A 24785-nucleotide genomic window follows, 5' to 3' on the forward strand; every position below is an offset into this window, starting at 1 on the left:
GTGAATATTGTGGCAGCAGATACTATTGTGACGCATGTGATTTAGTTTCTGCCGTCACGCCCCCACCCACACACAAGGATTTTCCATGGCCTTTTCCGAACAGCACTCTTCCCGCTCCGCCCGTCGTGGCGTCGCCGGACTCACTGCTGCCGTGATGATGGGCCTACTCAGCATCACGCCCGCAAACGCCGGCGCCCCCGACCTCTCCTCGCTCGTGAATATCCCACAGAGCAGCAACCCGTTGGACAGCCTCGGCCGTCCCACCCCGGAGACGCAGGAGCGCGTTCGTGCTTTCGCGGCACAGCCATGGATCCCGCAGGAAGCCCGCAGCGCCATCCTCACCGCCCTTAATTTCACCGCCGGTGAAGGCGGCGAAGGCGGCGTTGCCATGCCGGAGGGAAATAACCCCGGCTTCCGCCAGTTCTACTGGCCCACGGTCTCCGCGCAGTGCATCGGCGGGCAGGGCGATTCGGTGGGCTCCGCCATCGCCGTGCCTGGCCCGACCGATATGCCGGCCCCAGGTGCCGGTGAAGGCGAAGCAGTCTTCCTCTTCACCGCGCTGGGCACCCCGACCGCCGCTGAAGAGCAGGGCGCCATGCGCGTTCAGTGGTTCAACCTGGACACCTTCCAGTTTGGCACCACTCCCCTGTTCAACAATGGCATCAACACCGATGGGCCAACCACGGTCTCGGGCCGTGCCACGACTGGCAAGGGTACCGTCGTGGCAGTCCTCTCCGGTGCGGTCAACACTGCTGAATCCTCGTGTTCCTTCCCACCTACCGCGGCTTACCTCGAGGTGAACTAATGAGCACAGACCTGCACCCAGTCAAGCAAGAAACCTTTAATACCACCGACAACATCAACGTCGACCCGAAAGGTTTCGAGCGCGAGGTAGACACCTACCGGGTCACCGACTTTGGCCTCTACATGGCCCGCGGCGCTAATCACCCGCGCTTCGGCTACCTCGAGTCTTGGCTGCTGCCGGACCTTGGCTTGCGCGCCAACATCTTCCACTTCCGCGAGGGCGTCGATGTGCACCAGGACTTCTACATCGACGTTGCCGATATCGATATTGACGGGGACGTGTGGACCACCCGCGATCTCTACGTCGACTTGGTCTCCACCTCTGGCGAGCCAGTCGATGTACTCGATATTGACGAGCTAGCCGCCGCCACCTCCAACGGCCTCATCAGTGCCGAGGAGGCCGAGCGCGCCATGGAGCGGACCCTGACCGCCGTCGAAGGCATCACGCGCTACGGCGATGACGCCATGAATTGGTTGCGCACGCTGGGAATGGACCTTACTTGGGCAGAAAATGTGGAGCTCGTTCCCGCCGAGTAACCTAGGGTGAGTACTTCTCCCCCACCTTAAAAGGATGTGAGCCATGGCCGGTGGTCTCTTTGCCCTGCTTGACGACGTCGCCCTGATCGCCCGCTCCGCTGCCTCCAGCGTCGACGACGTGGCAGCATTGGCCGGAAAGACTTCGGTGAAAGCCGCCGGGGTCGTTGTCGACGACGCCGCTGTCACGCCCCAATATGTCCAGGGCGTCAAGCCGCAGCGTGAGCTGCCCATAATTTGGCGCATCACCAAGGGCTCGCTCATCAACAAGCTCGTCATCATCCTGCCGATTGCGCTCATCCTTTCGTGGATCGCGCCGTGGGCGCTCACCCCTATCCTCATGTGCGGTGGTGCTTACCTGTGCTTCGAGGGCGCAGAAAAGATTTTCCACTCTGTTTTCCACCGCGGGGAAAAAGACGATAAGCCCGCCGAAGAAAGAGGGCCCGACGCCGAAGACTCCCTGGTGAAATCCGCTATCACCACCGACCTCATCCTCTCCGCCGAGATCATGGTGATCTCCCTCAACGAGGTCATTGATCAGCCCTTCTGGCTGCGCCTCGGCGCCTTGGTCACCGTTGGTGTCCTCCTCACGTTGGGCGTCTATGGCGCCGTCGGGCTGCTAGTCAAGATGGATGACATCGGCGTCGCCCTGCTCAAGCGTCACGATGGTGACTCCGCCCTGGGCACCGCCTTGGTGAAGGGCATGCCGATTGTGCTCAATATCATCGGCATCATCGGCACCGCCGCCATGCTGTGGGTCGGCGGCCACATTGTGGTCAAGGGTCTGAGCGAATTCGGCGCCGAACAGCCTTATGGCTTTATCCACCACGTGACCGAGAGCATCAACAACGGTGCCCTCGCCTGGTTGGCGGACACCGGCTTGTCGATGTTGTGCGGCTTTATTCTGGGCGCCGTTATCGTCACCATCATCATGGCGGTCAAGGCCACCGCCGAGCGCGTGAAATAGACCTTAGATAAACAGCGCGAGGGAGACGGCCATGACCGCCATCCCGGCGATCAGTCCGTAGATGGCACAGTGGTGTTCTCCGGTCTCCTCCGCCGTGGGCAAAAGCTCATCCAAGGAGATGAACACCATGATGCCGGCGATGACGGCGAAGCTGATGCCGAAAGTCATCGGCCCGATAAAAGGCATCAGCAGCGCTGAAGCCAATGAGAGCGCCGAGGGGCTCGGCCAAGCCAGATAGCGTGGCCCACCAGAAGGCTTTCTTGCGTGAGCCCGTTGCACTGCGCAAAGGTACCGCTACCGCAATGCCCTCGGGGATGTTGTGAATGGCAATAGCCACGGCAACGGGGATAGCGATCTCCGGGGCTTCCAGGCCCGAGAGAAACGTGGCAAAGCCTTCCGGGAAGTTGTGGATGGCCAGCGCGAAGGCGGTAAAGATGCCGGTCTTCATCAGCCGTTTGCGCCGCGCGTCCTCCTCGGTGGTGGCCGGCTCGTGCGGGTTAATCTCCTCGGGCACAAGGCGGTCAATGATGGCAATGATCGCAATACCCGCGAAGAATGCCGTCATCATCGTCCAAGTGGCGCGAGCTTCGTCCCCGAGGGTGCTTTCTAGCTTCTTCAGGGCCTCCGGCAGGATTTCCATGAAGGAGACGTAGAGCATTACGCCCGCAGACAGCCCCAAAGCAGTGGCCATGAACTTCGGGCCTGGCTCCCGCTTTCCGACGGCCAGGGCGCCTCCGATGGACGTCGACAAGCCCGACAGCAGCACAAGGCTGAAAGCGAAGGCAATGGTAGCTAAGTCCATAGTGGGAAACTATAGCGTGTCTAACCCGGCCTCTGCGTAAGCTTGGAAGGAGTCCATCGCTTCCCATCTGACTCACGAGGTGACTGTCGCAACCATGGTGCTGTATCCGCTGGCTCCGTCCTATTTTGGTGTCGAGCACGTCGCGATTCTTGAGCACGTCAACTTTTCTACCGCGTTGAGCATTCCGGGGTTGGCGCAGCAGCCTGCGCTCGTCGACGTGTCCTTGCTCCCCGACCCCACTACGGGTGGCTGGCGCGTCCGCTCGGATTTCGGTTTTCTCGGTGCGCTCGATGACGAAGAGTCCGCTGAGTATCCAGCGCTGAACCGGCTGCGCACAGCGGCGATGAATGCAGCAACACATGCGACCGTCGAGATCGTGGACGGTGAGGTGGAGGTGGCCGTTGCTCTGGGGCTCGACCCGTGGATGATTCCCGCGAACAATCAGCCAACGGGTACTGCCCTGCTCAGCGGTGGCCAGGGAGCTCTCGTTCGTGTCACGGAGGGAGAGCTCACCGCGCATCAGCTGCGCGAGATGGGAACCGAACAGCTCTTCGTGACGCTTGCGCTTCTCGACGACACCGTCCTCGCCACCCACGACAACCTCGTCCTCGGCCCGTGCGGGGAACTCTCCGATACCCCGGCGCTGGCCACCGCATTCGCGGCCGCCTCCCAATCAGGTGCTTCCCTGGCCGCTCGGGCTTATGCTGCCGCGGGGCGCATCGCAGTGGACCTTCCCCTCGCCCCCGAAGACGCTGCTGCCCCGGCTCAGTCTGCCGAGCTCTTCGCACCTGTGGTCCCGCCGCTGCCGCTCGACCCAAACAATCCCGCCATCCCGCCGGCACTCGACCCTGATGCCGACTGGGAGTTCACCACGCCTGCGGATCCCCTTGCCTCACCACTGCCCACCGGCTCGCGTACCTTCACGTCCCCTAAAGACACCTTTTAACTGGCACCTTATGCGCTTACACTAATTCATTGACCTGGGATTTCTCTGAAACCCGCCCGCAAATGGTGCCTTTACTTTGGTGCTCTTTCCCTTGGCCCACACACGAAGCGTTTGCCTTCGACTAGGCGGGTCGCGCCGGTGGCATCGAGGTGCTCCAACAGTGGGACAGCAACCCGGCGCGTCGTGCCCAGGGCCTGACGTGCCGCCGAGAGGGTGAAGGGCTGTTCCAACTGTGCCGCCACATCGAAAGCCGCACGCGGAGCTGAAGGCAGAAGCACAACGCCCTTGGCCAGGCGAAGCAGGCGCCCGGCGCGCTCGGCGGCGGCGAGCTCCTTGGGGCCCAGTCCCAATTCCTTGAGGTCTTCTGCCTCCGGGGCAGCGAAGGGCTCAGCGCGCAGGCGTTGTTCGAGCTCAGCTACTGCCTTCTCCGCAGGGCCAAGGTCGACGGTCTTGCCGGGAACGCGCAGCACACCATCTACTGATTCGAGCTTGGCTGCCGCTACCGCCAACCCCAGCAGGGCCGGCTCCGATAGGTTCAGCGCGTCCATGGCCGCTGCCTTCGTCAGCCCCGGGGACAGCGGGTTCGCCGCAGCATGTGCTTCCACTGCCTCAACGAGGGCATTCTTCCACGCGGTTACCTGGCGGGCGGCAATCCACCACTCGCGGAAAACAATGACCCCTGCCGGCTTTTCCTCCACCGAAAAGCCATCGCGCAGGAGGTCGTCGCGCGAAGCGTAGCCGCAGCGCTTGAGCCACTCGGACGGGTTGGTCGGCTCTAAGGCTTCTAGCTCAGCTGCGCGCTTCTTCGCAGCACCGCGCCTACTCAGCGCGGCCGGGTGCATGTCCACGACTTCGAAGCCTGCCGCTACATGTCGCCCGCCGGGGCTGCGCACCACGAACCTATCAAGCAGCGTGAGAGATAGCGGGCTTTCCAGTGTCAACCTCGCGAACTCACCTCCTAATGGCCGCAGACGGGCACCAACGCCCGCGGTGCCGATGTGCACCACGAGGTTCTGGGGAAGCTCAGCCATCTCAGTACCAAAGGTGCGGCGAATATCCACGGTTTCGAGCGCCCGCCAGCCCCCAGGGCTCAGCAGTGCATCCCCGCGATGAACCTGGTCGGCAGCCACCCCGCGAAGGTTGAGGGCCACGCGCGTGACTGGACCGGCGCTATCCACCGACTTGTTTTCACTGTGCACTCCGCGCACCGTCACGCGTTGCCCATGAAGCTCCAACTCATCCCCCACCGAGACAGTCCCCGCCGCCAGCGTTCCTGTCACCACGGTGCCCGTACCCTTCACGCTAAAGCCGCGATCGACCCACAACCGCACGCGCGCCTGGGGATCAGGCGCGGGCATAGCGGCGAGTACCTGGTCCAACTCAGTGCGTAATGTCCCCACGCCCTCGCCGGTCTTTGCGGAGACGTCGACGATGGGAGCGTCGGCAAGCGCTGTTCCAGCCAGCTCTGTCTCAACCTGCGCGACTACCTCAGCGCGGCGGGCGGCATCTGCCCTGTCCGCGCGGCTCAGCGCCACCACTCCGTGCTCGATTCCCACGGCGCGCAGGGCATCCCGGTGGTCAGTAGACTGCGCTTGCCAGCCTTCATCGGCCGCCACCACAAAGAGCACCACCGGCGCGGGCCCCACCCCGGCCAGCATGTTGCCCAGGAACTTCTCATGCCCCGGCACATCGACAAAAGCCACATCGGCGCCGGAGTCAAGCTTCGTCCACACGAAGCCCAAGTCAATGGTCAGGCCGCGCCGCTTCTCTTCTTCCCAGCGGTCCGGCTCCATTCCCGTCAGCGCCTTGACTAGGCTCGACTTGCCGTGGTCGACATGGCCGGCGGTGGCCACAACGTACACCTACATCACCGCCTGAATCGCAGCAATAAGCTCCGCGTCCTGCGACTCCGGCACGCAGCGCACATCCACCAGGCAGCGGCCCTGGTTCACGCGCGCCACCACAGGAGGCTCGCCCAACCGCAGCGGACGGGCCAGCTCTTCTGGCAACGCCACAGCCCAGCCTGGCAGCGGTACCTCGGGCGCCCCGCCGCCACCAACACGCCCGGCATGCTCGACAACCACGCCGCCTACCGCCGCAGCGACCTTCTCGGTGCGCTCGCGGTGGCGCTGAGCGTCGATGTGCAGCGCATTCTGCACGGCATTGGAAGGAGCGGCAAGGGAGGCCTCAAGGGCGTTGAGCCGCAGCTTATCGATGCGCACCGCCCTCGCCAGCGGATGTTTCTTACACGCGGCGATCGCTTCCTTCTTTCCCACCAGCACGCCGGCTTGCGGTCCGCCGAGAAGCTTATCCCCCGAAAAGAGCACCACGTCTGCGCCATCTCGAAGAGCCTCGCTGGCCGAGGGTTCCTCAGGCAGCACCGCATCGGGAGTGAGCAACCCGGATCCGATATCCACGATGAGTGGCACATCCGTAAGCGCACGCAACTCAGCAACCGACACAGAAGACGTGAAGCCACTGATCACAAAGTTGGAGGGATGCACCTTGAGTATCGCCCCGGTGTTCTCCCCCAAGGCCCGCTCATAGTCCGCCAGGTGAGTTCGGTTCGTCGCGCCAACCTCACGCAAGCGGGTGGCCGTGGACTCGATGAGCTCCGGCAGACGGAAGCCCGCACCAATCTCAATAAGTTCGCCACGGGAAATGATGATCTCCTTGCCGGGGGCCAAGGCGGCGGTCGCCAGCAGCAGCGCGGATGCTCCATTGTTAACCACCAGCGCGTCCTCCGCGCCGGGACAGGCGGCCAGGACAGCCTCGACCGCGCCGCGTCCCCTATCCCGCGAGCGCTGACCGCTGTCTAAGTCCATCTCAACGTCCGTATAGCCGGCTGCGGCTGCGAGCGCGTCCACCGCGGCTGGTGGCAATGGCGCCCTACCCAAGTTCGTGTGGATGATCACACCGGTGGCATTGATGACGCGGCGCAAGGAATAGGGCTGTGCGCTTTCGAGTCTGTCGGCCAGCTCCTGCTGAAAGCGGGTGGGGTCGAGGGATCCGGAGCGGGCGTCGGCAAGCACGGCGTCGATGATCGCGCGCACCTTATGGGGTGCACTGCGCTCCTGCGCAGTGCGCACTGCCGGGTACTGGAGGATCTCATCCATCTTCGGGATGAAGCGGCGGGGGTCAGTCATCAAAGTTCCTCCTAGCTGCGCTCATGGCGGAGACGGACAGGAATCGAACCTGCCAGACCGAGATACTCGGCCTCACCGGTTTTGAAGACCGGGGCGCCCACCAGGACACGTACGCCTCCGTCTGCTCACCTTACACGGGGCTAAAGTAGTACTTATGACTGACATTAAACTTACGTCCTTTGCCGCCGGTGGCGGTTGTGCTTGCAAGATTCCCCCGGGTGAGCTCGAATCTGCTGTGGCGGGCCTGGTAGGCACCGCGGACCCCAACGTGCTGGTGGGGCTTGACGACGGCGACGATGCCGCCGCCGTACGCATCCAGGACGGCCTGGCGGTCATCTCCACCGCGGACTTCTTCACCCCGATGCTCAACGACCCCTATGACTGGGGCCGGGTGGCAGCAGCTAATGCGCTTTCCGACGTCTACGCCATGGGCGGCACGCCCATCACCGCCATCAACCTCGTGGGCTGGCCGCGCGAAAAGCTCAGCCTCGATATATTGCGCGAGGTCCTGCGCGGTGGCATGGATGTGGCCAGCCAAGCAGAGATCTCGATTACTGGCGGGCACTCCATCACCGCCCCGGAGCCCACCTATGGTTTGGCTGCCACGGGCACCGTCCACCCCGACAAGATTATGCGCAATGACGCCGCCGAGGCTGGTCTTCCCATCACGCTGACCAAGCCGATTGGTGTGGGCATCCTCAACAATAAGCACAAGGCCACCGGTGAGGTTTCTCAGGCCGCGGTAGATTCCATGACCACGCTCAACCGCGATGCAGCTGCGGCAGCGGTGGAGGCAGGAGTGCGTGCAGCAACCGACGTCACCGGGTTTGGTCTTTTGGGCCACCTCTACAAGATGTGCCGTGCCTCCGGTATCGGCGCCGAGCTCGACTTCTCCGCTGTTCCTGCGGTGAACGGCGCCAAGGAAGCCCTGGCGGAGGGCTTCATCCCGGGCGGCTCGCGCCGCAATCTAGATTGGGTCCGCCCCCACCTCGATTCGGACTTGAGCGAAGAGGACCTGGTCTTCCTCGCCGATGCCCAAACCTCCGGTGGCCTCCTCCTCATCGGCGAGGTACCCGGCTACCCAGTTATCGGGCGGACCGTGCCGGGTGAGGCGCGGATTTCTATCTCTGCTTAGGAACGCGCGCTCAGAATGCGCGCGACGCCATCGACTCCGGCATGCGTGAGGTGATTGGACAAATTGTGTGTCACGGACTTCTCGCTGATGCCGGATACCCAGCGAATAGAGTCCGGAGCACACATGTTGTGGTCGATGGAAGCGCGGCGGAGGTCAACGTAATTGGCACCAGCAGCGGAGGCCGCAGTGCGCATCGCGGAGTTAATGGTGTCCTCTCCCAAACGAACCAAGCCCAGCACATCCATGTTGAAACCCACCTCGCTGCTGGTACCAGAGCGCACGGGGCACATCGCGCCATTAGCGGCAGAGATAGCTGGGTACCCCACAAACGTGATGGTGGCATGCGGCGCAGCCTGACGGATGCGATTCGTGTTATTCACCATGGCCTGCCGGTAGGAATCATTATTAAATTGCGAGACAGCAATGTCCTGCAGATTATTGGCGCCGAATTGCACAAAGACACTCTTGGTATCGGCAGTGAGGTGTTTATTGGCAATGGCACCAACGACCTGCTGATCAAAGTCCTTCCGGAAGGAGCCCCCGCTAGCCTTGGCGGCCGAACAGGCATAGTTCGCCACCGAGCGCCCCGTGATCTTGCCGTACTCCGCGGCCACTGTCTTCTTTCCTTGCGGGCAGCCTTGTGGTGATGGAGCGCCTGCTTCCGAGCCGCTGCCCTCGATGCTGCTGAGGCCCGCACGCACAAGATCGGACCGCACGCCAGCCACCTGCTTGTAGCCGGGGTTAGCAAAGAAAGAATCACCGAAGAACACGGCGTCGGCGCCGCGGTGCGGGTCTGCGGAGGCCGTAGCGGTAGAGAAGGTCACGGCACTGCAGGCCAAAGCGGTTGCGGAAAGAGCAACGGAAAAACGCTTGATGCGCTGGGAGAAGGAGAGAGACATGATTCCTTAACAGAACGATTAGGGAGAACGAGAGAATGTTTACCTCGTTCTACTCAATCACATTGGTCTATCTCTTTGCTAACCCTTTGCCATTCTTGCAATTCTTTCCCGTCACAAAATGAGGGTTCTTATCCGCCCGTCACGACGGAAGTGCCGTAGTCACCCCGCGCTTCAGCACGCCGCTTCTGTGGAGCAATCGTGGTGGCTGGGTCCTTCACCGCTTCCAGTCCCGCGTTGAGCACACCAAAGCGGGTGCACGCAGATCCCGCCATGAGCGCAAGGCCGGACAATACCGACACGGTGCGTGACTTGGTCGCCGCAGCTACGCCCGTTCCCACACCACCGGAGGCGATGAGCCATTCAGAAGCCTTCATGAGCTTTCCCGGCAATCCCTCATGCAGCGGCCGCCTGGGTTCCGGTTCCATGTGATTTTCCATGATCCGCGTCGCGACTAGGTCACTCACTGCGGCCGTGATGCCCAGGGCGCGTGCAGGCCCAGCGTTCTTCACCGGGGTAAAGGCCATGGCGGCACCCGCCGCCGCGGCCGACGCCGAGGAAACAAAGACATAGGGCAAGTGCTTCTTCGCATCGTTCCATGTCGGGTTAGAGGTATTAGCCAACAGCACCGCTGTATAGCCAGCGAGTGGTCCGCCGAGAACTCCCGCAACGGCCCCCGCTGGGCCGGCTGCCTTATCAAGGGATCGGCGAAGCGGTTTCGGCAGCACACCGCCGACCAGCTCATCAGCCTCGACGACTGCAGGCAGCGACGCGGCAGAAGCAAAGCTGCCCAAAATCCACGAGCCGATGGACATCGGAGAGGTCACCTTGAAAACGCGGAACATGTTGAGCAGACGCTCTGGGCGCCCAAGGTCGAGGATCAGAAAGACAGAGCCCACCGAGGCCGCAGAGAACGCCGTCAATCGGGTAGAACGTTTGAGAGGCGCGTTACCCGTAGCCTGCGCGCCAGCGGCGAGTAATGCCGAGCCTCCCGAAAGTCCACCGAGGAACAGATAGCCACCAATTGGCCACTCCCACGGCGGGGCCTTGACTACGGGCTTGCCGTAATACGAGGAGAACTCGAAGTCCTCCGCCATGCGCGCTTCTTTGGACCCATCCTGTGCGCCGGCGCCGACTCGTCCACGCCGGCGCTTCTTGCCACCGCCGCGACGACGCCTAGGCTCCTGCGGCGGGCGGTACTCATCAAATTCGCTCACTTGCGGCCTCCCAACATGAATGCCCCGGCCACTGCCAGCGCCATTCCTCCGATAGCTTTCGCTGCGGTCTTGTACATCTGCGGCAAATCCGCCGTGGGCACGCGCGGATCCGGCGGCAGCCCGTAGACCTCCGGGGAATCGAGCAACAGGAAAATAGAACCCGTTCCACCGACCCCATCCTGGGAATTGGCGCCGTAGAGACGAGCCTCTGTCAGCCCTTGCTCGTGGAGGACACGGACTCGCTCCTGCGCAGCAGCGAGCATCTCCTCGTAAGGTCCAAACTGGATAGAATCCGTCGGGCAGGTCTTAGCGCAAGCAGGCTGTTCACCAATCTTGAGCCGGTCATAACACATGGTGCACTTCTGAGCTACACCCAAATTTTTGATCGGCATGGCCTGTCCCGGCGTATGGTCTGGACCTTGCGGCTTAAGCTGCTTCAGCTTTGCCAGCACGTTCACACCCGCGTGGTCAGGCACCTCGTAATCCACGGTGGCGGTCTTGTCCGCCTTCAGCGTCACGCCGCCGTCATCGCGGCGCTCAATGACGCCGAAAGGACACCCAGCAACGCAGGTCCCGCAGCCATTGCACACATCATCTTGCACCACAACGGTGCCGAATTCGGAACGAAAGAGCGCGCCCGTCGGGCACACGTCCAAGCATCCAGCATTGGTGCAGTGCTTGCACACATCGGAGGACATGAGCCAGCGAAAATCATCGGTATCTGGGGTGACGCTTGGCGCGGAGACTGTGGGCAGCCCCAGTGAGACGAGCTTGCGCCCATCCTCGCGCGCCTGCTCAATACGCTCATTGCTTTGCTCAATGAAGGTCACGTGCCGCCAGGTATTGGCACCCAGCGAGACTGTGTTGTCATAGGAATTGCCGGTGACCGCATAGCCTTCCACCGGGTTGCGGTTCCATTCTTTACAGGCCACCTCGCAAGCCTTGCAGCCGATGCATACCGAGGTATCGGTAAAGAACGCCATGCGCTGATAGGACTCATAGCCGTGTTTATCAGCCTTTTCGGTGAAAAGATTAGCCATTAGTCCTCCTTAGCCTTCTTTGCCTTCATAGTCCGCCACATTGCCTGCGGTGGCGTCATCGCCGGTGTTCTCCTCAGAAGCATCGCTCTTCGTGCTAAAAGCATCTGAGACGTCCAGGATCCGGTTGCCCGAGTCAACAGTAAGGTGCGCCCGCTCTTGGTACTCGCGCAAGAGTTGCACTCGTGCCTCGCCCCGCGGGCGCCGGCCCGGCTGAATATCGCAGGCGCCCACCTTTGAGTTCTGGATAAACACGTTCGGCTCCAAGGTCAGGCCCAACAGATCGTTGGCACCATCGCCGGCCACCTCGGTGGTCTCTGATTCTCCGTAGTGGAAGGGCAGGCCAATCTGGTGGAAGTCCTCACCATTGATGGTGAGCATCTCCATGCGGTCCGTCACCAAAACCTGCGCCTCTATGACACCACGCGGCGACACAATAGTGGCCCACTCGCCGTTGACAAGTCCACGCTTGGCGGCCAGTTCCTTGTCCACCTCGCAGAACAAGCCCGGCTGCAGCTCCGCCAAGTAAGGCAAGCGGCGCGACATCGCACCGGAGGTGTACATCTCCGTCAGACGGTAGGTAGAGAAGACAAACGGGAAGACCTCAGCACCGCGCTCCCCTGGCTCGGGGCGGGAAAGGTTATCCGCGCGCTTGATAGTCAACCGCGTCGGCGATTGCTGCTGCTTGTACAGCGCATTCTGCACCGGCGATTCCTGCGGCTCGTAGTGAGTCGGCAGCGGGCCGTCGGACAGCCCCTTCGGGGCAAACAGCCAACCCAGGCCATCCGGCTGCATGATGAAGGGATCATCGCCGTCGAGGGCGTCGGGGCCGACGGCGTCGACAGGCGCGACATAGTCCGGGCGCTTCGTCACCGGGAAGTCCGGGACATCGTCACCAACCCACTTGCCCTGGTCCTCATCCCACCAGATGTACTTCTTGCGCTCCGACCACGGAGTGCCATCCGGCTTGGCGGAGGCGCGGTTGTACAGGATGCGTCGGTTAGCCGGCCATACCCACCCCCACTCGAGTGCTACTTCGTTCTGCTCAGACCCCGGAACCTTCTTCGCGGCATGGTTGATGCCGTCCTTATACACGCCGGTGTAAATCCAGCAGCCTCCGGAGGTAGAACCGTCGGCGCGCATCTCGGTGAAACTCGGCAGCAATTGACCCTTCTTTGGCCCATCGAGGTAGTAGCCGTTGATCTCACGCAGAATCTCGTCCGAGCTGGGATCCCCGTGTTCATCCTCGGTGTAATCCCACGTCACGGACTTAATCGGCAGGTCGCGCGGGTCGGTCGAATCCGCCAAGCGCTCCCTAATCTTCTTGCCCAAGTGGTAGAAGAACCACGCCTCGCTGCGGGCCTGGCCCGGCGGCGGAGTCGCTTGGAAGCGCCATTGCACCATGCGCTGAGTCTGGGTAAATGTTCCGGACTTCTCCACGTGCGTTGCCGCAGGCATGAGGAATACCTCGGTAGCGATCTCCTCGGTCTTGAGCTCGCCGTTCTTGACTTCCGGCGAATCCTTCCAGAAACTTGCCGTTTCAATCTCTTGGAAATCGCGGACAACCAACCACTTCAGCGAGGCCAGTCCGCGGCGCTGCATACCACCGTTGGACTGCGCCACCGCTGGGTTCTGACCGAAGACAAAGTAGCCCTCCACTTCCTTGCGCAGCATGGCCAGCAATGTCTCATAGGTCGAGTGCGCGCCGGACAGGCGCGGCATAAGGTCAAAGCCCCAATTATTCTCCTTGGTAGCGGCGTCGCCCCAATAGGACTTCATGAGCGAGACCGCGTAGTTCTCACCCAACTGCCAGAAGCCCTTCTGGTCTTCCTGCCGGAAGGAATCCAGGTAATCCGCCCAGGTCTCCTGATCCACGTGCGGCATGGGCAGGTAGCCCGGAAGCGAGTTGAAGAGAGTCGGAATATCAGTCGAGCCTTGAATCGAGGCATGCCCGCGCAAGGCCATGATGCCCGATCCAGGGCGGCCCACGTTGCCCATGAGCAGCTGCAGGATCGCCGCGGTTCGGATGAACTGTGCGCCCAGGGTGTGCTGGGTAAAGCCCAGCGCGTAGGCGAAGCACGTGGTGCGCTCCGGGGTGGAGTTCTGCGCAATCGAGTCTGCCAAGTAGTAGAAGTCCTCCGGCGCAATGCCACAGGTCTCCTCCACCATCTCCGGGGTGTAGCGCGAGTAGTGGCGTTTGAGGATCTGGAAGACCGTGTTTGGATCTTCCAGCGTCATGTCCTTCTCCACGTTCCACGAGGAGCCCTCAGGCTTTTGCACGTACTGCCATGAGTCCGTGACGTACTTGCCCTTCTTCGCGTCGTACCCGGAGAACAGGCCTTCCAGGTCCTCGGTGTCTTGGAAATCCGGCGAGATGATCGACGCCGCGTTGGTGTAATTCACCACGTAATCGTGGAAATACAGGTCATTATCCAGAACGTACTTGATAATGGCGCCGAGCAGCACCACGTCCGTGCCACCGCGAATGCCGATGTGGCGGTTCGCAAAGGCAGACGTACGCGTGTAGCGCGGATCCACGTGGATAATGCGCGCACCACGCTTCTTGGCTTCGACGACCCACTGGAAACCCACGGGGTGGCATTCGGCCATATTAGAACCCTCGATGACGATGCAATCCGCATTCGCCATATCCTGCAGCGGTTGGGTCGCGCCGCCGCGGCCAAACGATGTTCCTAGACTAGGAACAGTGGCGGAGTGTCATATGCGCGCCTGGTTCTCTACCTGAATAGCACCGGTCGCGGTAAACAGTTTCTTAATGAGGTAGTTCTCCTCATTATCTAGCGTCGCGCCACCCAGACCGGCGATGCCCATGGTGCGGTTGAGACGACGCCCGTGCTTATCGACGTCCTCCCAATGCCTCGCGCGTGCCTCCACAAAACGGTCCGCGATCATATCCATCGCGGTTTCTTCGTCGAGCTCCTGCCATTCAGTGGCATAGGGCGCTCGGTACTTGATCGTGGTGATGCGGGTCGAGGAGTTAATGAGTTGCTCAGAAGCAGAGCCCTTGGGGCAGAGGCGGCCGCGGGAGATCGGGGAATCCGGATCGCCCTCGATTTGGATGACCTTGTCATCCTTCACGTAGACGCGCTGGGAGCAGCCCACTGCGCAGTAGGGGCAGACCGACTGCACGACGCGATCCGCCTCGACGGTGCGTCCCTGCAGGTCCTCACTCTTAGCCGACTGCGTAGACACGTCGCGGCCGAAGGCATCCTTGTTGCGGATTTGGCGTACGACGGGCCAGTTCAGTGGGCTAAAACGTGACATGCCTTAAACCTACTGCTTCGCCACCATGTTTTCCACCCTGTTCATGACAGCAAAAATTGAAAAGGAACTAAAACGACAGCAGGCCGGAGCTTTGCAGCTCCAGCCTCTTAGCCCTTAACCGAGATTACTTGCGGGTCTCGGTGATGCCGTCGGTATCGATCTGCTCCTTACGCAGATCCTCGGTGTGGGTCTCGGTGTCCTTGATGGTTTCCTTGGAGAGGTTAACCTTCTCCACCGGGACGGTCTTCTTCTCTACGTTCACACGCTCTTCATGCAGGGTGACGGAGGCTTCTTCTGCTCCGTTATCGCCAATGGTGCCGGTGTAGTTGGCAGCGTCAGCCTCAGAAATCGGGGTGCGCTCGACGCGAACCTCTTCGCGCTCGACCGGAACCTCAACAGTCTCAGTATCGGTCACGACGTACTTGCGCAGGCGAGCCTCACCAGTGGCCACGCGCTCCTTGTTGACGTCTAGGCGCTCCTCGGAGCGGATAACTTCACCTTCATTGTTGGAGACGCCGTTACCGGTAGCAGTAGCGCGGTCAGTGTCAATACGGTCGGTAGCAGCGGTCTCATCCTTAGCGTGCGCACCTGCTCCAGCGCCGGCAACGCCAGCGCCAGCCACACCAGCACCGGCAGCACCAGCGCGCTCATCACGCTCGTCACGGTAGGTGGTGACATCCTGTGCGTTCTCGAGGTTGTAGTGCTTGAAGATGTCCGCCTGTACCTCAGGAGTCAGCGGCTTATCGGAGTCAAAGTCCGGTGCGTTCTCGATGCGGTCCTTGGAGAAGGCCAGCTTGAGCTCTTCACCGGTGAAATCGTGACCACGGAGCGGAACCAAGCTGGAGCTCATGCCGAACAGGCCGTGGTTGACCTCAACGAAGGTCGGCTGACCGGACTGCTCGTCGACGAAGACCTCCTTGACAGAGCCCAGCTTGTCGCCGGTCTTGTCGTATGCGGTTGCGTTAAACAGATCCTTGATATTCTTACCCATTATTTCTCTAAACCTTTCTATATTTGGTCTATATGGAACTGGCAAACCACAGATCTCAACATCACCCCCATATACCATAAGAAGTGGGGGGGGCGATTTGCTATTTCGTTTGCGCTGTCACCCACCATACGGACAAATAAACAATGTGCCACCGCTGTAGCCCATCCTATTGCAAAAATCGCGCTTTGCCGCAGGCCACATTGGCTATAACGATTAGATTACGAGATTATTTACGCACCTCATAAGCTTATCAGAACGACGAAGCTCTCTCCCTCCCCATACCCAGACCGAAACACAAGGACATCAACCTGCCCCCACAACGTAGCACCCAACAACAATCCTCTATACAATTCTTTACGTTACCCACAGGGACAACCAATAAACGTTAGCTACCCCCACCCCGTTCGGCACATTCCTTAATTGGTCTACATTCCCAATCATCACAACTCCACCATTGAGTACCCTGAACATCATGAACCAGACGAAACACTTCGAACTCAAAGTCCCAGGCGGCAAACTACTCGTCGTCGATCTTGATATTGACGCCGACAGCACCGTAATCGCAGCGAAAGTATCCGGTGACTTCTTCCTCGAACCCGAAGAAGCCTACGAGACACTAGCCCCGGCGCTGGTCGGAACCACCACAGCCACCTCGACAGAAGAGATTCAATCCCGGCTCGATGCCGCGCTTGCGCGAATCGACTCCCCCGTAGCCCTTCACGGTTTTGACACCCACCACCTTGCCGTCACAGTTAGACGTGCACTGTCCGGCGGTACCGATTTCACCGACCACAACTGGGAGATCCTGCGCCCAGGAGTTCTCCCAACCCCAGTCAACGTCGCCCTCGATGAGGTCCTCCTCAACGAAGTCGCGGAAGGAAAACGCGGCCCTACGCTCCGCTTCTGGGAGTGGGAAGACCGCGCCGTGGTCTTCGGCTCCTACCAGTCTTATTCCAATGAGTTGGACCAGGAGGGCGTCGACAAGCACAGCATTGTTCCAGTGCGCCGAATCTCCGGTGGTGGCGCAATGTTTATGGAGGGCGGCAACTGCGTGACTTATTCCCTGTACGCCCCAGACTCGCTCGTGGCCGGTTATTCCTATGAGGCTAGCTACGAATATCTAGACCAATGGGTTCTCGCGGCGCTCGGAAAGCTTGGTGTCAATGCCTGGTACGTGCCGATTAATGACATCACGTCGGACGGCGGAAAGATTGGCGGTGCCGCCCAAAAGCGCCGGAAGGGCGCGGTACTCCACCACACCACGATGAGCTATGACATCGATGCAGACAAGATGATGGAGGTCCTACGCATCGGCAAGGTCAAGGTCTCTTCCAAGGGCCTAGCCAGCGCAAAGAAGCGCGTGGACCCGCTGCGCCGCCAAACCGGCGTGCCGCGCGAGGAAATCATCGAGACTATGGCTACCGAGTTTGCCACCCGCTATGGCGCCGTCGACGCCGAGCTTTCCGACGACACACTCGCCGCCGCCCGCCACCTCGTCGACACCAAGTTCCTCAACGACGAGTGGACCAAGCGCATCCCATAATTTGCGGGGGAATTTCTGGGCAGCGTACGGTGTTACATGTTCTAATGAACCGATCGGTATGATTTTACCGAACCAAATGGTCCATTTCTATACAACACTGTCTAGAAGGAAAATCTCGTGTCCGACACTTCCTCCCGCGCATCCTCGCGCACGCTGCCCTCGTGGGCCACCGGCTTTGGCGCCCAGGTCATCGCCGGCCTCATTATCGGCCTTATTCTCGGATTCATCGCTTCCGGCATGAAGTCCTCGTGGCTCTCCGATACCTTGTCCGGCGTCGGCGGCGCGTACGTCCAATTGCTCAAAGTGATGGTCCCGCCGCTCATCTTCGCGGCTGTCGTCACCTCGGTTGCCAACCTGCGCAAGGTGGCTAACGCCGCCTCGCTGGCAATCTCCACTCTTGTATGGTTCGCCATTACGGCCTTCTTCTCCGTCTTGGCTGGCATTCTCGTCGCCCTCGTGATGAAGCCAGGCGTAGGCACGACTGTCGACGCCTCCACCGCCGCCGATCCCTCCAACGTTGGCTCCTGGACCGCATTCCTCCAGCAACTCGTCCCCGCCAACTTCTTTGGACTCAAAGCTTCGCTTAGCGACGGCGAAGTCTCCCTCAGCTTCGGCGCCCTTCAGCTCCTTGTCATTTCTTTGGCTCTGGGCATCGCAGCGGTCAAGGCTGGCAAGGCAGCCGATCCCTTCCTGCGCTTTACCGAATCCTTCCTCAAGGTCATCCAGGTGGTTCTCTGGTGGATCATCCGTCTCGCCCCGATTGGCACCGCCGCCCTCATCGGTAAAGCCGTGTCTACCTACGGCTGGGATGCGCTGAGCTCCTTGGGCAAGTTCGTCCTCGCGATGTATGTCGGACTCGCCCTTGTCATTGTTGTGGTCTACCCTGCCGTCCTCGCGTTCAACCGCATTCCAATCATTGGCTTCTACAAGCGCGTATGGCCAGTATTCTCCCTCGGCTTCGTCACCCGTTCCTCCATGGGAGTCATGCCGGTTACCCAGCGCTTTACGGAGAGAGCCATGGGTGTGCCTCGCGAATACGCCTCCTTCGCCATCCCACTCGGCGCTACCACGAAGATGGACGGCTGCGCCTCCGTTTACCCGGCCATCGCCGCCATCTTCATTGCCCAGTTCTACGGAATTGACCTTTCCCCGACCCAATACCTTCTCATCATCTTCGTTTCCGTCATTGGCTCCGCAGCTACTGCCGGTACGACAGGCGCCACCGTCATGTTGACGCTGACACTCTCCACGCTAGGCCTCCCGCTGGCAGGCGTCGGCCTCTTGCTTGCCATCGAACCCATCATTGATATGGGCCGCACCGCCGTCAACGTTACCGGTCAGGCACTGTGTGCCACGACCGTCGCCAAGCGCGCCGGCATCCAAGACCAAGCAACCTGGAACGCTGCCGAGGGTGGCGTCAATGACATCATGAACGCTGACGAGAACGACCGGGAAAGCGTGAACGTTTAGAAATTAAGTGACGTGGAGCACACATAGTTTCTGTACGGTGGAAGCTATGTCCACGTCAACCCAAGCACCACCAGGCCCCGATTCCACACAACACCGCAGCGCTATCAAGGCCTCCTTCATAGGAACCTTCATCGAATGGTTCGACTATGCGGCCTACATTTATATGTCGGCCATTATCTCCCGAGTCTTCTTCCCGGAGATGGAAGGGCGCCGCGCGCTCATCATGACATTCGCCCTCTTTGCGCTTTCCTTCCTCGTCCGCCCGCTCGGCGGAATTGTGTGGGGACACTTTGGTGACAAACACGGACGAATTCAAACCCTGACGGTATCGATCACGATGATGTCGCTGGCGACAGCCGTGATCGGCTTCCTCCCCAGCTACGAAACCATCGGATTCGCCGCCACCCTGCTGCTTCTACTTTCGCGCATGGTCCAAGGTTTCTCCGCGGCTGGCGAATATGCCGGTGCAGCCACGCACCTCGCAGAGATCGCCCCGACGCATAAGCGGGGCATTTACGCCGCAATCGTTCCTTCCGCCACAGCATCCGGCCTGCTATTGGGCTCCCTCATTGCGGCTTTACTCACCGGCGTACTCGACGACGATGCTCTCATTTCTTGGGGTTGGCGCGTCCCCTTCCTCATCGCACTACCCCTGGGCCTTTACGGCCTGTGGATTCGCCGCAACGCCGATGAGTCTTCCCGCTTTGAGAATCAAGATGACACGAAGGAGTCCCCTCTTCGCGAGGTCATCAAATATCCCAAGGCGCTGGCAATTGCCTTCTCGGGCGCAGTTCTCAACGCCATTGGTTTCTATGTCATCCTGACTTACCTGCCAACCTACCTCTCCCAGGAGCTGGGCATGGCGGAAACACCTGCCTTCATAGCGTCCTCCGTTGCTTCCGCGTTCTACATTGGCTTCGCGCTTCTCACCGGCCTGCTTTCGGACCGCCTGGGACGCCGCACCACCATGCTGTGTGCTGCACTTTTCATGGGCCTCTTCATCGTCCCTGCCTTCATGCTCCTGGACGGCGCTGGGATTCTCCTGGTCATCATCATCCAGGTGTGCCTCGGCGGCGTGCTTGCGCTTAACGACGGCGTCCTCCCCTCCTTCCTCTCCGAACAGTTCCCCACCCATGTTCGCCTTTCCGGCTTTGCACTCACTTTCAACACAGCTAACGCTGTCTTCGGCGGCACGGCGCCCATGATCGCCACCTGGCTTATTGACAAAACAGACAACCAACTCGCCCCGGCGTATTACCTTGTTGCCGCCGCAATCATCACCGGCGGAGGCGTTCTCTTCGCCTCCAAGCGGAATCGCCTAAAAGAGATCTAGCCCACCGCCTCACTCTCCCCCTCCTGGTAGTAACTTCCATCAACGACCCACACTTGAGCTTCAGCGGCAGCGTCAATCGCCCGACCGCTGGCGATCCGAATTGTCGTTTCAGACGACGAGCAGGGCCAGGGGACCTGAACCCTGTTAGGTAGACACCTGATATCCAGCCCGGTTGGGTTGGGAAGAAAGGTAATCTACCACCATGCCTAGGTACTCCGAACAGTTCAAACGTGATGCTGTGGCCCTCTACGAAAACAATGAGGACCTTTCACTCCACGCGGCTTCAGCAGAGCTTGGAGTCAATCGTTCCTCACTTTATTCCTGGCTTAAGCAGTACGGCACCGGCAAGCGTGCCCGCACGAAGACCATGCGTGACAAGGCCCAGGAGACGACTGATTCTGAGCGGATCCGCCAGCTAGAAAGAGAAGTCTCGAAGCTGCGCGAAGAACGCGACATCCTGCGTAAGGCCGCGAAATATTTTGCCGAAGAGACACGCTGGTGATCCGCTTCCAGTTTGTCTATGACCATCGAACCGAGTACTCGGTTAAGCGGATGTGCCACGTGTTAAAGCTCAATCGCTCGGGCCTGGCCTCTACCCTTGAGGCCATGGGCTTTTAGGCAACCTCCTCAACCACTACACCCCACTTCTACCCCGAGAAATATAGACACCATCAGCACAAACACTAACCATGTTATGTCCATAGGGTTTTTGGACATAACACAGCTCCACTAAGCCAGGAGGCCTAGCTATTTCACAAGACCGAAAGTGCCACCAACGTCACGGTCGAGTACAACTAGTGGGTGTCACTGTGGCTTTCCGAAGTCCACCACACTGACGTTCCCATCATTGCGGGGGCGGTACAGAGGGCTCCTGACGGATTGCCCGAAGTCCTCTGCACGAATTGACTTCCGGCCTGATGCCGCTGTACCAACCTGTCCTGATAGGCGGGCGCCTCGTTTGCCAGAAGATGGGCAAGGTTCCCTCTCCCCCTTGCTTTTTGGGAGTCCTCGGCCAGCTACGGGATCGTGCCTGGCCGGTCCTCGGTCGAGTTGTTGTCCGGAGTTGGTGTGCAGCAGTCGGGTTCCCCGCTTTGCCCGGGGCCCTCGCCTGTGGGCGGCGTTCCCTGTCTGATGCGCAGTCTCCTGCGCCGGTTGAGGGCGGCCAATGCCGATACGAGCACCACGGCTGCGGCGAGGGCTGCGATCAGGGTGCTGTTGTCGCTGATCCAGGCGCTGGCGGCGGCTGACCATACGGCGAGGCTGTTGGCCTGTGCGGTTCCGCCGGTGGCGGCGGGATACCAATACCAGCTGAGGTAGGCGCCGGTTATGGTGAGGATGAAGGCGGCGATGCGGTTGCTGTGCTTGGCCAGGCCGGTGATTCTTCGCCCGAGGGCGGCCCCGGCGATGGCCGTGCCTGCCGAAACGAGCATCAGGACAGTGGCCGAGCCTGCGGCGTAGGCGGCGAAGACCGCGAGCAGCCCGGCGTAGCTGGCGACGGCCTGGGCTTGGGCGATCACGGCCAGGAGCACCCCGAGGGTGCAGCCGAGGGATGCTGCGGCGTATCCGATCCCGAAGGCCACCATGCGCCCGGTTTTGTGACCTGCCCCTGCGGCTTCTTGTGTGCGGGGTTTCGTGGCCCAGGCCGGCAGACGGAGCCGTGGTGTGAGTCCGGTGAGCATGGCCAGGCCCAGCAGGAGAAGGATCACCCCGGTGGCCATTCCCAGCCAGGGCGCTGCGCTGATCAGGGTCCTGGCGCCCGCGCTGACGATCAGCCCGAAGGCTGCCAGGGTCCCGGCGAAGCCGAGGCTGAGCGCGAGCCCGGCCCGGAGCCCGTGGGCCAGACGCAGCGCGAGCGGGCGCGTCCGGGCGTCCCCGATGGTCTGGGCTATCCAGGCGGGCAGGAGGGCGAAACCGCAGGGATTGACCGGGGCAATCATTCCAGCGGCGAAGGCCAGGGCAAGCAGGGCTGTCATTGGGCACCGGCCTTGGTGAGTTCTTCTTGGATCTTTTCCGCAGACGGGTCGGTGGCCCGGAAGGTAACGTCGCCCTTCGCGTCGACCACCACCAGGGTGCTTATGGAGGTGACCTTGTACCGGGTGGTCAGTGTGGCCTCGGTGTCGATGACGGCAGGGAGCTCAGGGGCCTTGATGTAATCGCGGAATCCGTTGATGGTCTCCTTCGGTTCTCGGGGGTCCACGTCCACCAGGAGGTAGTCGGCCGAGCTTCCCAGGGCCGTGGAGGCCTTGTTCAGGGAATCGGCCCCTTCCGCACACTCACCGCATCCGGCAGAGAAGAAGAACAGTGCTGCGGGCTTACCGTCCGGGATGGTCCGGGTAGTGCCGTCAATGTCGGAGACCGTAACAGCAACGGCACCGGCCGCGTCGGGCGACGAACCGCCTGGCGCGGCCGACGGGCCGCCCGGTGAGCTGGCGCAGGCGGTTGTCAGTGCCATGACCGCTGCCAGAAACAGGGCGGAGGCGAGGTGCCTGGGCCGGGGAACGGACAGAGAACGGCGGGATCTCGGGGATGTCATGGTGTCTGGTGGTTCCTTCCAGGAATGGGGATGGGGACTCAGGCGGTGCCGTGGTCGGTGCGGTGGTGCTCGGGGACAACAGATAGGTGAGGGCCTGGTCGGTGGCGGTCAGGGCATTCCTTTGCTTCGGTAGTGGGGGCTGGAGCTCAGGCGCAGCAGGAGAGCTCGGAGACGTCGGTGGTGAAGGCCTTGGCGGCGATCCTGATGCCCTCGGCCATCGTCAGGTAGGGGCTCCAGGCGGCGGCGACCTGCGCGGTGGTCATGCCCGCTTCGAGGATGTAGACGCCGGCGGCGGCGATTTCCCCGGCGTCCTTGGCCACCGCGGAGAGGCCCAGGATCCGTCCGGTGTCGCGGTCCGCGACAACCTTGATGAAGCCGCGGGTGTCGCGGTTGACCACGGCTCGCGGCACGTACTCCAGGGGGAGGACCCGGCACTCGCAGCTGATCCCGGCGGCGACAGCTTCCTTTTCCGTCATCCCGACCGCCCCGATGGCGGGACTGGTGAAGGTGACCCGGGGCAGGTGCCGGTAGTCGACCTCGGCCAGGGCATCGGTGAACGCATTGTCCACGGCCAAGGCGCCGTGGGCCGCTGCGACGTAAACGAACTCCCGATGGCCGGTCGCGTCCCCGGCGGCCCAAACCCGCGGGTTGGACGTGGCCAGGCGGGAATCGACCACGATCTCGCCGGATGCGCCGGTCTTCACCCCGACGGCGTCAAGGTCCAGTCCCTCGGTCACCGGGCGGCGGCCCAGTGCCACGAGGATGCGGGAAGCGCGGAACACCTCCTCGCCCCCGGCCACGTTTGCCGTCACCGAGACCCCGTCCGGGCCGGAGGCCACGGAGTCGGCCATGGCCCGCCGGACCACCCGGATCCCCTCGTCGGCGAACACCCCCGCCAACGCCTTGGATGCCTCCGGTTCCTCCTGCGAGGCCAACCGGGAACGGACCAGCATGGTCACCCGGGAGCCCAGCCGGGAGAAAAGCTGTGCCATCTCCAGGGCAACATAGCCTCCGCCCAGGATCAGCATTGATTCGGGCACCTCGTCCAGTTCCATCGCCGTCGTCGAGGTCAGGTACCCGGCCTCGGCCAGTCCGGGAACGGGCGGCACGTAGGGTGCGGAGCCAGTGGCCACGAGGTAGTGCCCGGCCTCGATCGTTCTCACTGCACCATCCGGGGAGATCACCCGGAGCAGCGGTGCGTCCTGGGTTCCGGTGAACGACGCGTCCCCCGAGATCATCGTCCACCCGTAGTCCGCGGCCAGATCGACGTACTTCTCCGTGCGCATACTTTCAACCAGCGCGGCCTTGCCCTGAATCAGGGCCGGCATGTCCACCGGGCCCGCCGAGGCCGCCACCCCAGGGAAGCGGGCCGAATCCAACGCCACGTGGCGGGCCTCCGCGGCAGCCAGGAGCGCCTTCGACGGGACGCAGCCCGTGTTCACGCATGTCCCGCCCACGGTGCCGCGCTCCACCATCACGACGCGCTTGCCCAGTCCGGTGGCCCGGATCGCGGCCGCAAACGCTCCGCCGCCGGAACCAATAATCGCCAGATCGAACTTTTCGTTTGTCATTCCAGATGTCTCTTCCCTGTGGTTCAAAAGTTCCTATGGAACCATTGTGAACCTTCCAGTACAATGGAAGGTCAAGTGTGGTGGCCATTGGAAGGGGAATCGGCGAACATGAGGATCGGACAGCTTGCGGAAGCAACCGGAACCACGACCAAGACCCTGCGGTTCTACGAGGAGTCGGGGCTGCTCCCTCCGGCCGAGCGATTGGCCTCCGGCTATCGGGACTACGCCGAGGATGCCGTGGGTCGGGTCGGGTTCATCCACCGGGGCCAGGCCGCCGGGCTGACCCTCGCCCAGATCCGCCAGATCCTCGACATCCGCGACGGCGGCCAGGCGCCCTGCGAGCACGTGCGCGACCTGCTTGACGTGCGCCTCGCTGAGATCGAGCAGCAGATCGCGCAGCTCTCCGTGCTGCGCGACACTATCGCGGACCTCAGACAGGACGCCGCACACCCGGACCCTGAAACGTGCAGCACCGATCAAGTGTGTAGGTATTTGTAATCCAATTGGGCACACCTCCTTAGCAACCACGCTATGCGAGAGTTGCAGCTCGACGAGAGCCAGGATGACAGGATTAA

The 24785-nt window shown here is 61.6% G+C and carries 19 protein-coding genes, 1 tRNA gene and 2 pseudogenes; 10 read left to right on the top strand and 12 right to left on the bottom strand.

What is annotated here, in order from left to right:
- Positions 1–85 precede the first annotated feature (85 nt).
- Genes QP363_RS01510 through QP363_RS01520 form a run of 3 tightly spaced genes read left to right on the top strand, consistent with a single transcriptional unit; the run spans position 86 to position 2305 of the window.
- Positions 86–805: a hypothetical protein gene (locus QP363_RS01510; RefSeq protein WP_070718718.1), complete on the top strand. Its 720-nt coding sequence runs from the start codon at positions 86–88 to the stop codon at positions 803–805.
- Positions 805–1341: a DUF402 domain-containing protein gene (locus QP363_RS01515; protein ID WP_070645292.1), complete on the top strand. Its 537-nt coding sequence runs from the start codon at positions 805–807 to the stop codon at positions 1339–1341. The genes QP363_RS01510 and QP363_RS01515 overlap by 1 nt, the downstream gene beginning before the upstream one ends.
- A gap of 43 nt (positions 1342–1384) precedes the next feature.
- A complete protein-coding gene (locus QP363_RS01520) occupies positions 1385–2305 on the top strand; it encodes a DUF808 domain-containing protein (RefSeq protein ID WP_284762016.1) in 921 nt (306 codons plus the stop codon).
- 3 nt (positions 2306–2308) lie between these two features.
- Here QP363_RS01520 and zupT read toward each other — a convergent pair.
- Positions 2309–3107, bottom strand: a pseudogene (gene zupT / locus QP363_RS01525) (zinc transporter ZupT).
- Between the two features lie 79 nt (positions 3108–3186).
- Between zupT and QP363_RS01530 the strand changes: the two are divergent.
- Positions 3187–4053 carry a hypothetical protein gene (locus QP363_RS01530; RefSeq protein ID WP_284762017.1) on the top strand — a complete coding sequence of 289 codons (867 nt, stop codon included), beginning with the start codon at positions 3187–3189 and terminating at the stop codon, positions 4051–4053.
- 71 nt (positions 4054–4124) lie between these two features.
- On the opposite strand, the gene selB is transcribed toward QP363_RS01530, so the two are convergent.
- The 3 genes from selB to QP363_RS01545 form a co-directional block, all read right to left on the bottom strand.
- A complete protein-coding gene (gene selB, locus QP363_RS01535) occupies positions 4125–5915 on the bottom strand; it encodes a selenocysteine-specific translation elongation factor (protein ID WP_284762018.1) in 1791 nt (596 codons plus the stop codon).
- Positions 5916–7199, bottom strand: coding sequence for an L-seryl-tRNA(Sec) selenium transferase (gene selA, locus QP363_RS01540; RefSeq protein ID WP_284762019.1), 1284 nt, complete (start codon positions 7197–7199; stop codon positions 5916–5918).
- Between the two features lie 24 nt (positions 7200–7223).
- A tRNA-Sec gene (locus tag QP363_RS01545) sits at positions 7224–7318 on the bottom strand.
- Positions 7319–7353: 35 nt separating this feature from the next.
- On the opposite strand from QP363_RS01545, the gene selD reads away from it, so the two are divergent.
- A complete protein-coding gene (gene selD / locus QP363_RS01550; RefSeq protein WP_144657185.1) occupies positions 7354–8334 on the top strand; it encodes a selenide, water dikinase SelD in 981 nt (326 codons plus the stop codon).
- On the opposite strand, the gene QP363_RS01555 is transcribed toward selD, so the two are convergent.
- The 5 genes from QP363_RS01555 to QP363_RS01575 form a co-directional block, all read right to left on the bottom strand.
- A complete protein-coding gene (locus QP363_RS01555; protein ID WP_070645300.1) occupies positions 8331–9233 on the bottom strand; it encodes a GDSL-type esterase/lipase family protein in 903 nt (300 codons plus the stop codon). The two genes, selD and QP363_RS01555, sit on opposite strands and share 4 nt — an antisense overlap.
- 128 nt (positions 9234–9361) lie before the next feature.
- On the bottom strand, positions 9362–10447 hold the full coding sequence (gene nrfD / locus QP363_RS01560) for an NrfD/PsrC family molybdoenzyme membrane anchor subunit (RefSeq protein ID WP_284762020.1): 1086 nt from the start codon (positions 10445–10447) through the stop codon (positions 9362–9364).
- On the bottom strand, positions 10444–11487 hold the full coding sequence (locus QP363_RS01565) for a 4Fe-4S dicluster domain-containing protein (protein WP_284762021.1): 1044 nt from the start codon (positions 11485–11487) through the stop codon (positions 10444–10446). Before QP363_RS01565 ends, nrfD begins: the two co-directional genes overlap by 4 nt.
- 9 nt (positions 11488–11496) lie before the next feature.
- On the bottom strand, positions 11497–14769 hold the full coding sequence (gene fdnG, locus QP363_RS01570; RefSeq protein ID WP_284762022.1) for a formate dehydrogenase-N subunit alpha: 3273 nt from the start codon (positions 14767–14769) through the stop codon (positions 11497–11499).
- Positions 14770–14893: 124 nt separating this feature from the next.
- Positions 14894–15760: a PRC and DUF2382 domain-containing protein gene (locus QP363_RS01575; protein ID WP_144657193.1), complete on the bottom strand. Its 867-nt coding sequence runs from the start codon at positions 15758–15760 to the stop codon at positions 14894–14896.
- 472 nt (positions 15761–16232) lie between these two features.
- On the opposite strand from QP363_RS01575, the gene QP363_RS01580 reads away from it, so the two are divergent.
- The 4 genes and pseudogenes from QP363_RS01580 to QP363_RS01595 all read left to right on the top strand — a co-directional run.
- Positions 16233–17303 (top strand): biotin/lipoate A/B protein ligase family protein, encoded by a 1071-nt coding sequence (locus QP363_RS01580; RefSeq protein ID WP_144657195.1) that lies wholly within the window; start codon positions 16233–16235, stop codon positions 17301–17303.
- A 117-nt stretch (positions 17304–17420) separates the two neighbouring features.
- Positions 17421–18773 carry a dicarboxylate/amino acid:cation symporter gene (locus QP363_RS01585; protein ID WP_284762023.1) on the top strand — a complete coding sequence of 451 codons (1353 nt, stop codon included), beginning with the start codon at positions 17421–17423 and terminating at the stop codon, positions 18771–18773.
- A gap of 46 nt (positions 18774–18819) precedes the next feature.
- A complete protein-coding gene (locus tag QP363_RS01590; protein ID WP_284762024.1) occupies positions 18820–20106 on the top strand; it encodes an MFS transporter in 1287 nt (428 codons plus the stop codon).
- Positions 20107–20308: 202 nt separating this feature from the next.
- Positions 20309–20688, top strand: a pseudogene (locus QP363_RS01595) (transposase); the annotation flags it as partial.
- Positions 20689–21122: 434 nt separating this feature from the next.
- Here the strand turns inward: QP363_RS01595 and QP363_RS01600 are convergent.
- The 3 genes from QP363_RS01600 to merA all read right to left on the bottom strand — a co-directional run bounded on the left by QP363_RS01600 (position 21123) and on the right by merA (position 24210).
- On the bottom strand, positions 21123–22079 hold the full coding sequence (locus QP363_RS01600; RefSeq protein WP_070711745.1) for a cytochrome c biogenesis CcdA family protein: 957 nt from the start codon (positions 22077–22079) through the stop codon (positions 21123–21125).
- Positions 22076–22639, bottom strand: a complete 564-nt coding sequence (locus QP363_RS01605) for a thioredoxin-like domain-containing protein (protein WP_070711742.1) — start codon at positions 22637–22639, stop codon at positions 22076–22078. The genes QP363_RS01600 and QP363_RS01605 overlap by 4 nt, the downstream gene beginning before the upstream one ends.
- A gap of 146 nt (positions 22640–22785) precedes the next feature.
- Complete coding sequence (gene merA / locus QP363_RS01610) at positions 22786–24210, bottom strand: mercury(II) reductase (protein ID WP_046648249.1); 1425 nt, start codon at positions 24208–24210, stop codon at positions 22786–22788.
- Between the two features lie 108 nt (positions 24211–24318).
- On the opposite strand from merA, the gene QP363_RS01615 reads away from it, so the two are divergent.
- Positions 24319–24708: a heavy metal-responsive transcriptional regulator gene (locus QP363_RS01615; protein WP_004601215.1), complete on the top strand. Its 390-nt coding sequence runs from the start codon at positions 24319–24321 to the stop codon at positions 24706–24708.
- Positions 24709–24785: the final 77 nt, after the last annotated feature.

This window comes from Corynebacterium sp. UMB6689 (assembly GCF_030215295.1).
In the GTDB taxonomy this organism is placed as follows: Bacteria; Actinomycetota; Actinomycetes; order Mycobacteriales; family Mycobacteriaceae; genus Corynebacterium; species Corynebacterium aurimucosum.

What these genes read in the sequence shown, in the direction of transcription:
- QP363_RS01565 (WP_284762021.1), bottom strand. Translation starts at nt 11,487, where the DNA reads ATGGCTAATCTTTTCACCGAAAAGGCTGATAAACACGGCTATGAGTCC.
- QP363_RS01600 (WP_070711745.1), bottom strand. Translation starts at nt 22,079, where the DNA reads ATGACAGCCCTGCTTGCCCTGGCCTTCGCCGCTGGAATGATTGCCCCG.
- selA (WP_284762019.1), bottom strand. Translation starts at nt 7,199, where the DNA reads ATGACTGACCCCCGCCGCTTCATCCCGAAGATGGATGAGATCCTCCAG.
- QP363_RS01515 (WP_070645292.1), top strand. Translation starts at nt 805, where the DNA reads ATGAGCACAGACCTGCACCCAGTCAAGCAAGAAACCTTTAATACCACC.
- QP363_RS01615 (WP_004601215.1), top strand. Translation starts at nt 24,319, where the DNA reads ATGAGGATCGGACAGCTTGCGGAAGCAACCGGAACCACGACCAAGACC.
- QP363_RS01520 (WP_284762016.1), top strand. Translation starts at nt 1,385, where the DNA reads ATGGCCGGTGGTCTCTTTGCCCTGCTTGACGACGTCGCCCTGATCGCC.
- merA (WP_046648249.1), bottom strand. Translation starts at nt 24,210, where the DNA reads ATGACAAACGAAAAGTTCGATCTGGCGATTATTGGTTCCGGCGGCGGA.
- QP363_RS01605 (WP_070711742.1), bottom strand. Translation starts at nt 22,639, where the DNA reads ATGACATCCCCGAGATCCCGCCGTTCTCTGTCCGTTCCCCGGCCCAGG.
- QP363_RS01580 (WP_144657195.1), top strand. Translation starts at nt 16,233, where the DNA reads ATGAACCAGACGAAACACTTCGAACTCAAAGTCCCAGGCGGCAAACTA.
- QP363_RS01510 (WP_070718718.1), top strand. Translation starts at nt 86, where the DNA reads ATGGCCTTTTCCGAACAGCACTCTTCCCGCTCCGCCCGTCGTGGCGTC.
- QP363_RS01590 (WP_284762024.1), top strand. Translation starts at nt 18,820, where the DNA reads ATGTCCACGTCAACCCAAGCACCACCAGGCCCCGATTCCACACAACAC.
- selD (WP_144657185.1), top strand. Translation starts at nt 7,354, where the DNA reads ATGACTGACATTAAACTTACGTCCTTTGCCGCCGGTGGCGGTTGTGCT.
- QP363_RS01555 (WP_070645300.1), bottom strand. Translation starts at nt 9,233, where the DNA reads ATGTCTCTCTCCTTCTCCCAGCGCATCAAGCGTTTTTCCGTTGCTCTT.
- QP363_RS01575 (WP_144657193.1), bottom strand. Translation starts at nt 15,760, where the DNA reads ATGGGTAAGAATATCAAGGATCTGTTTAACGCAACCGCATACGACAAG.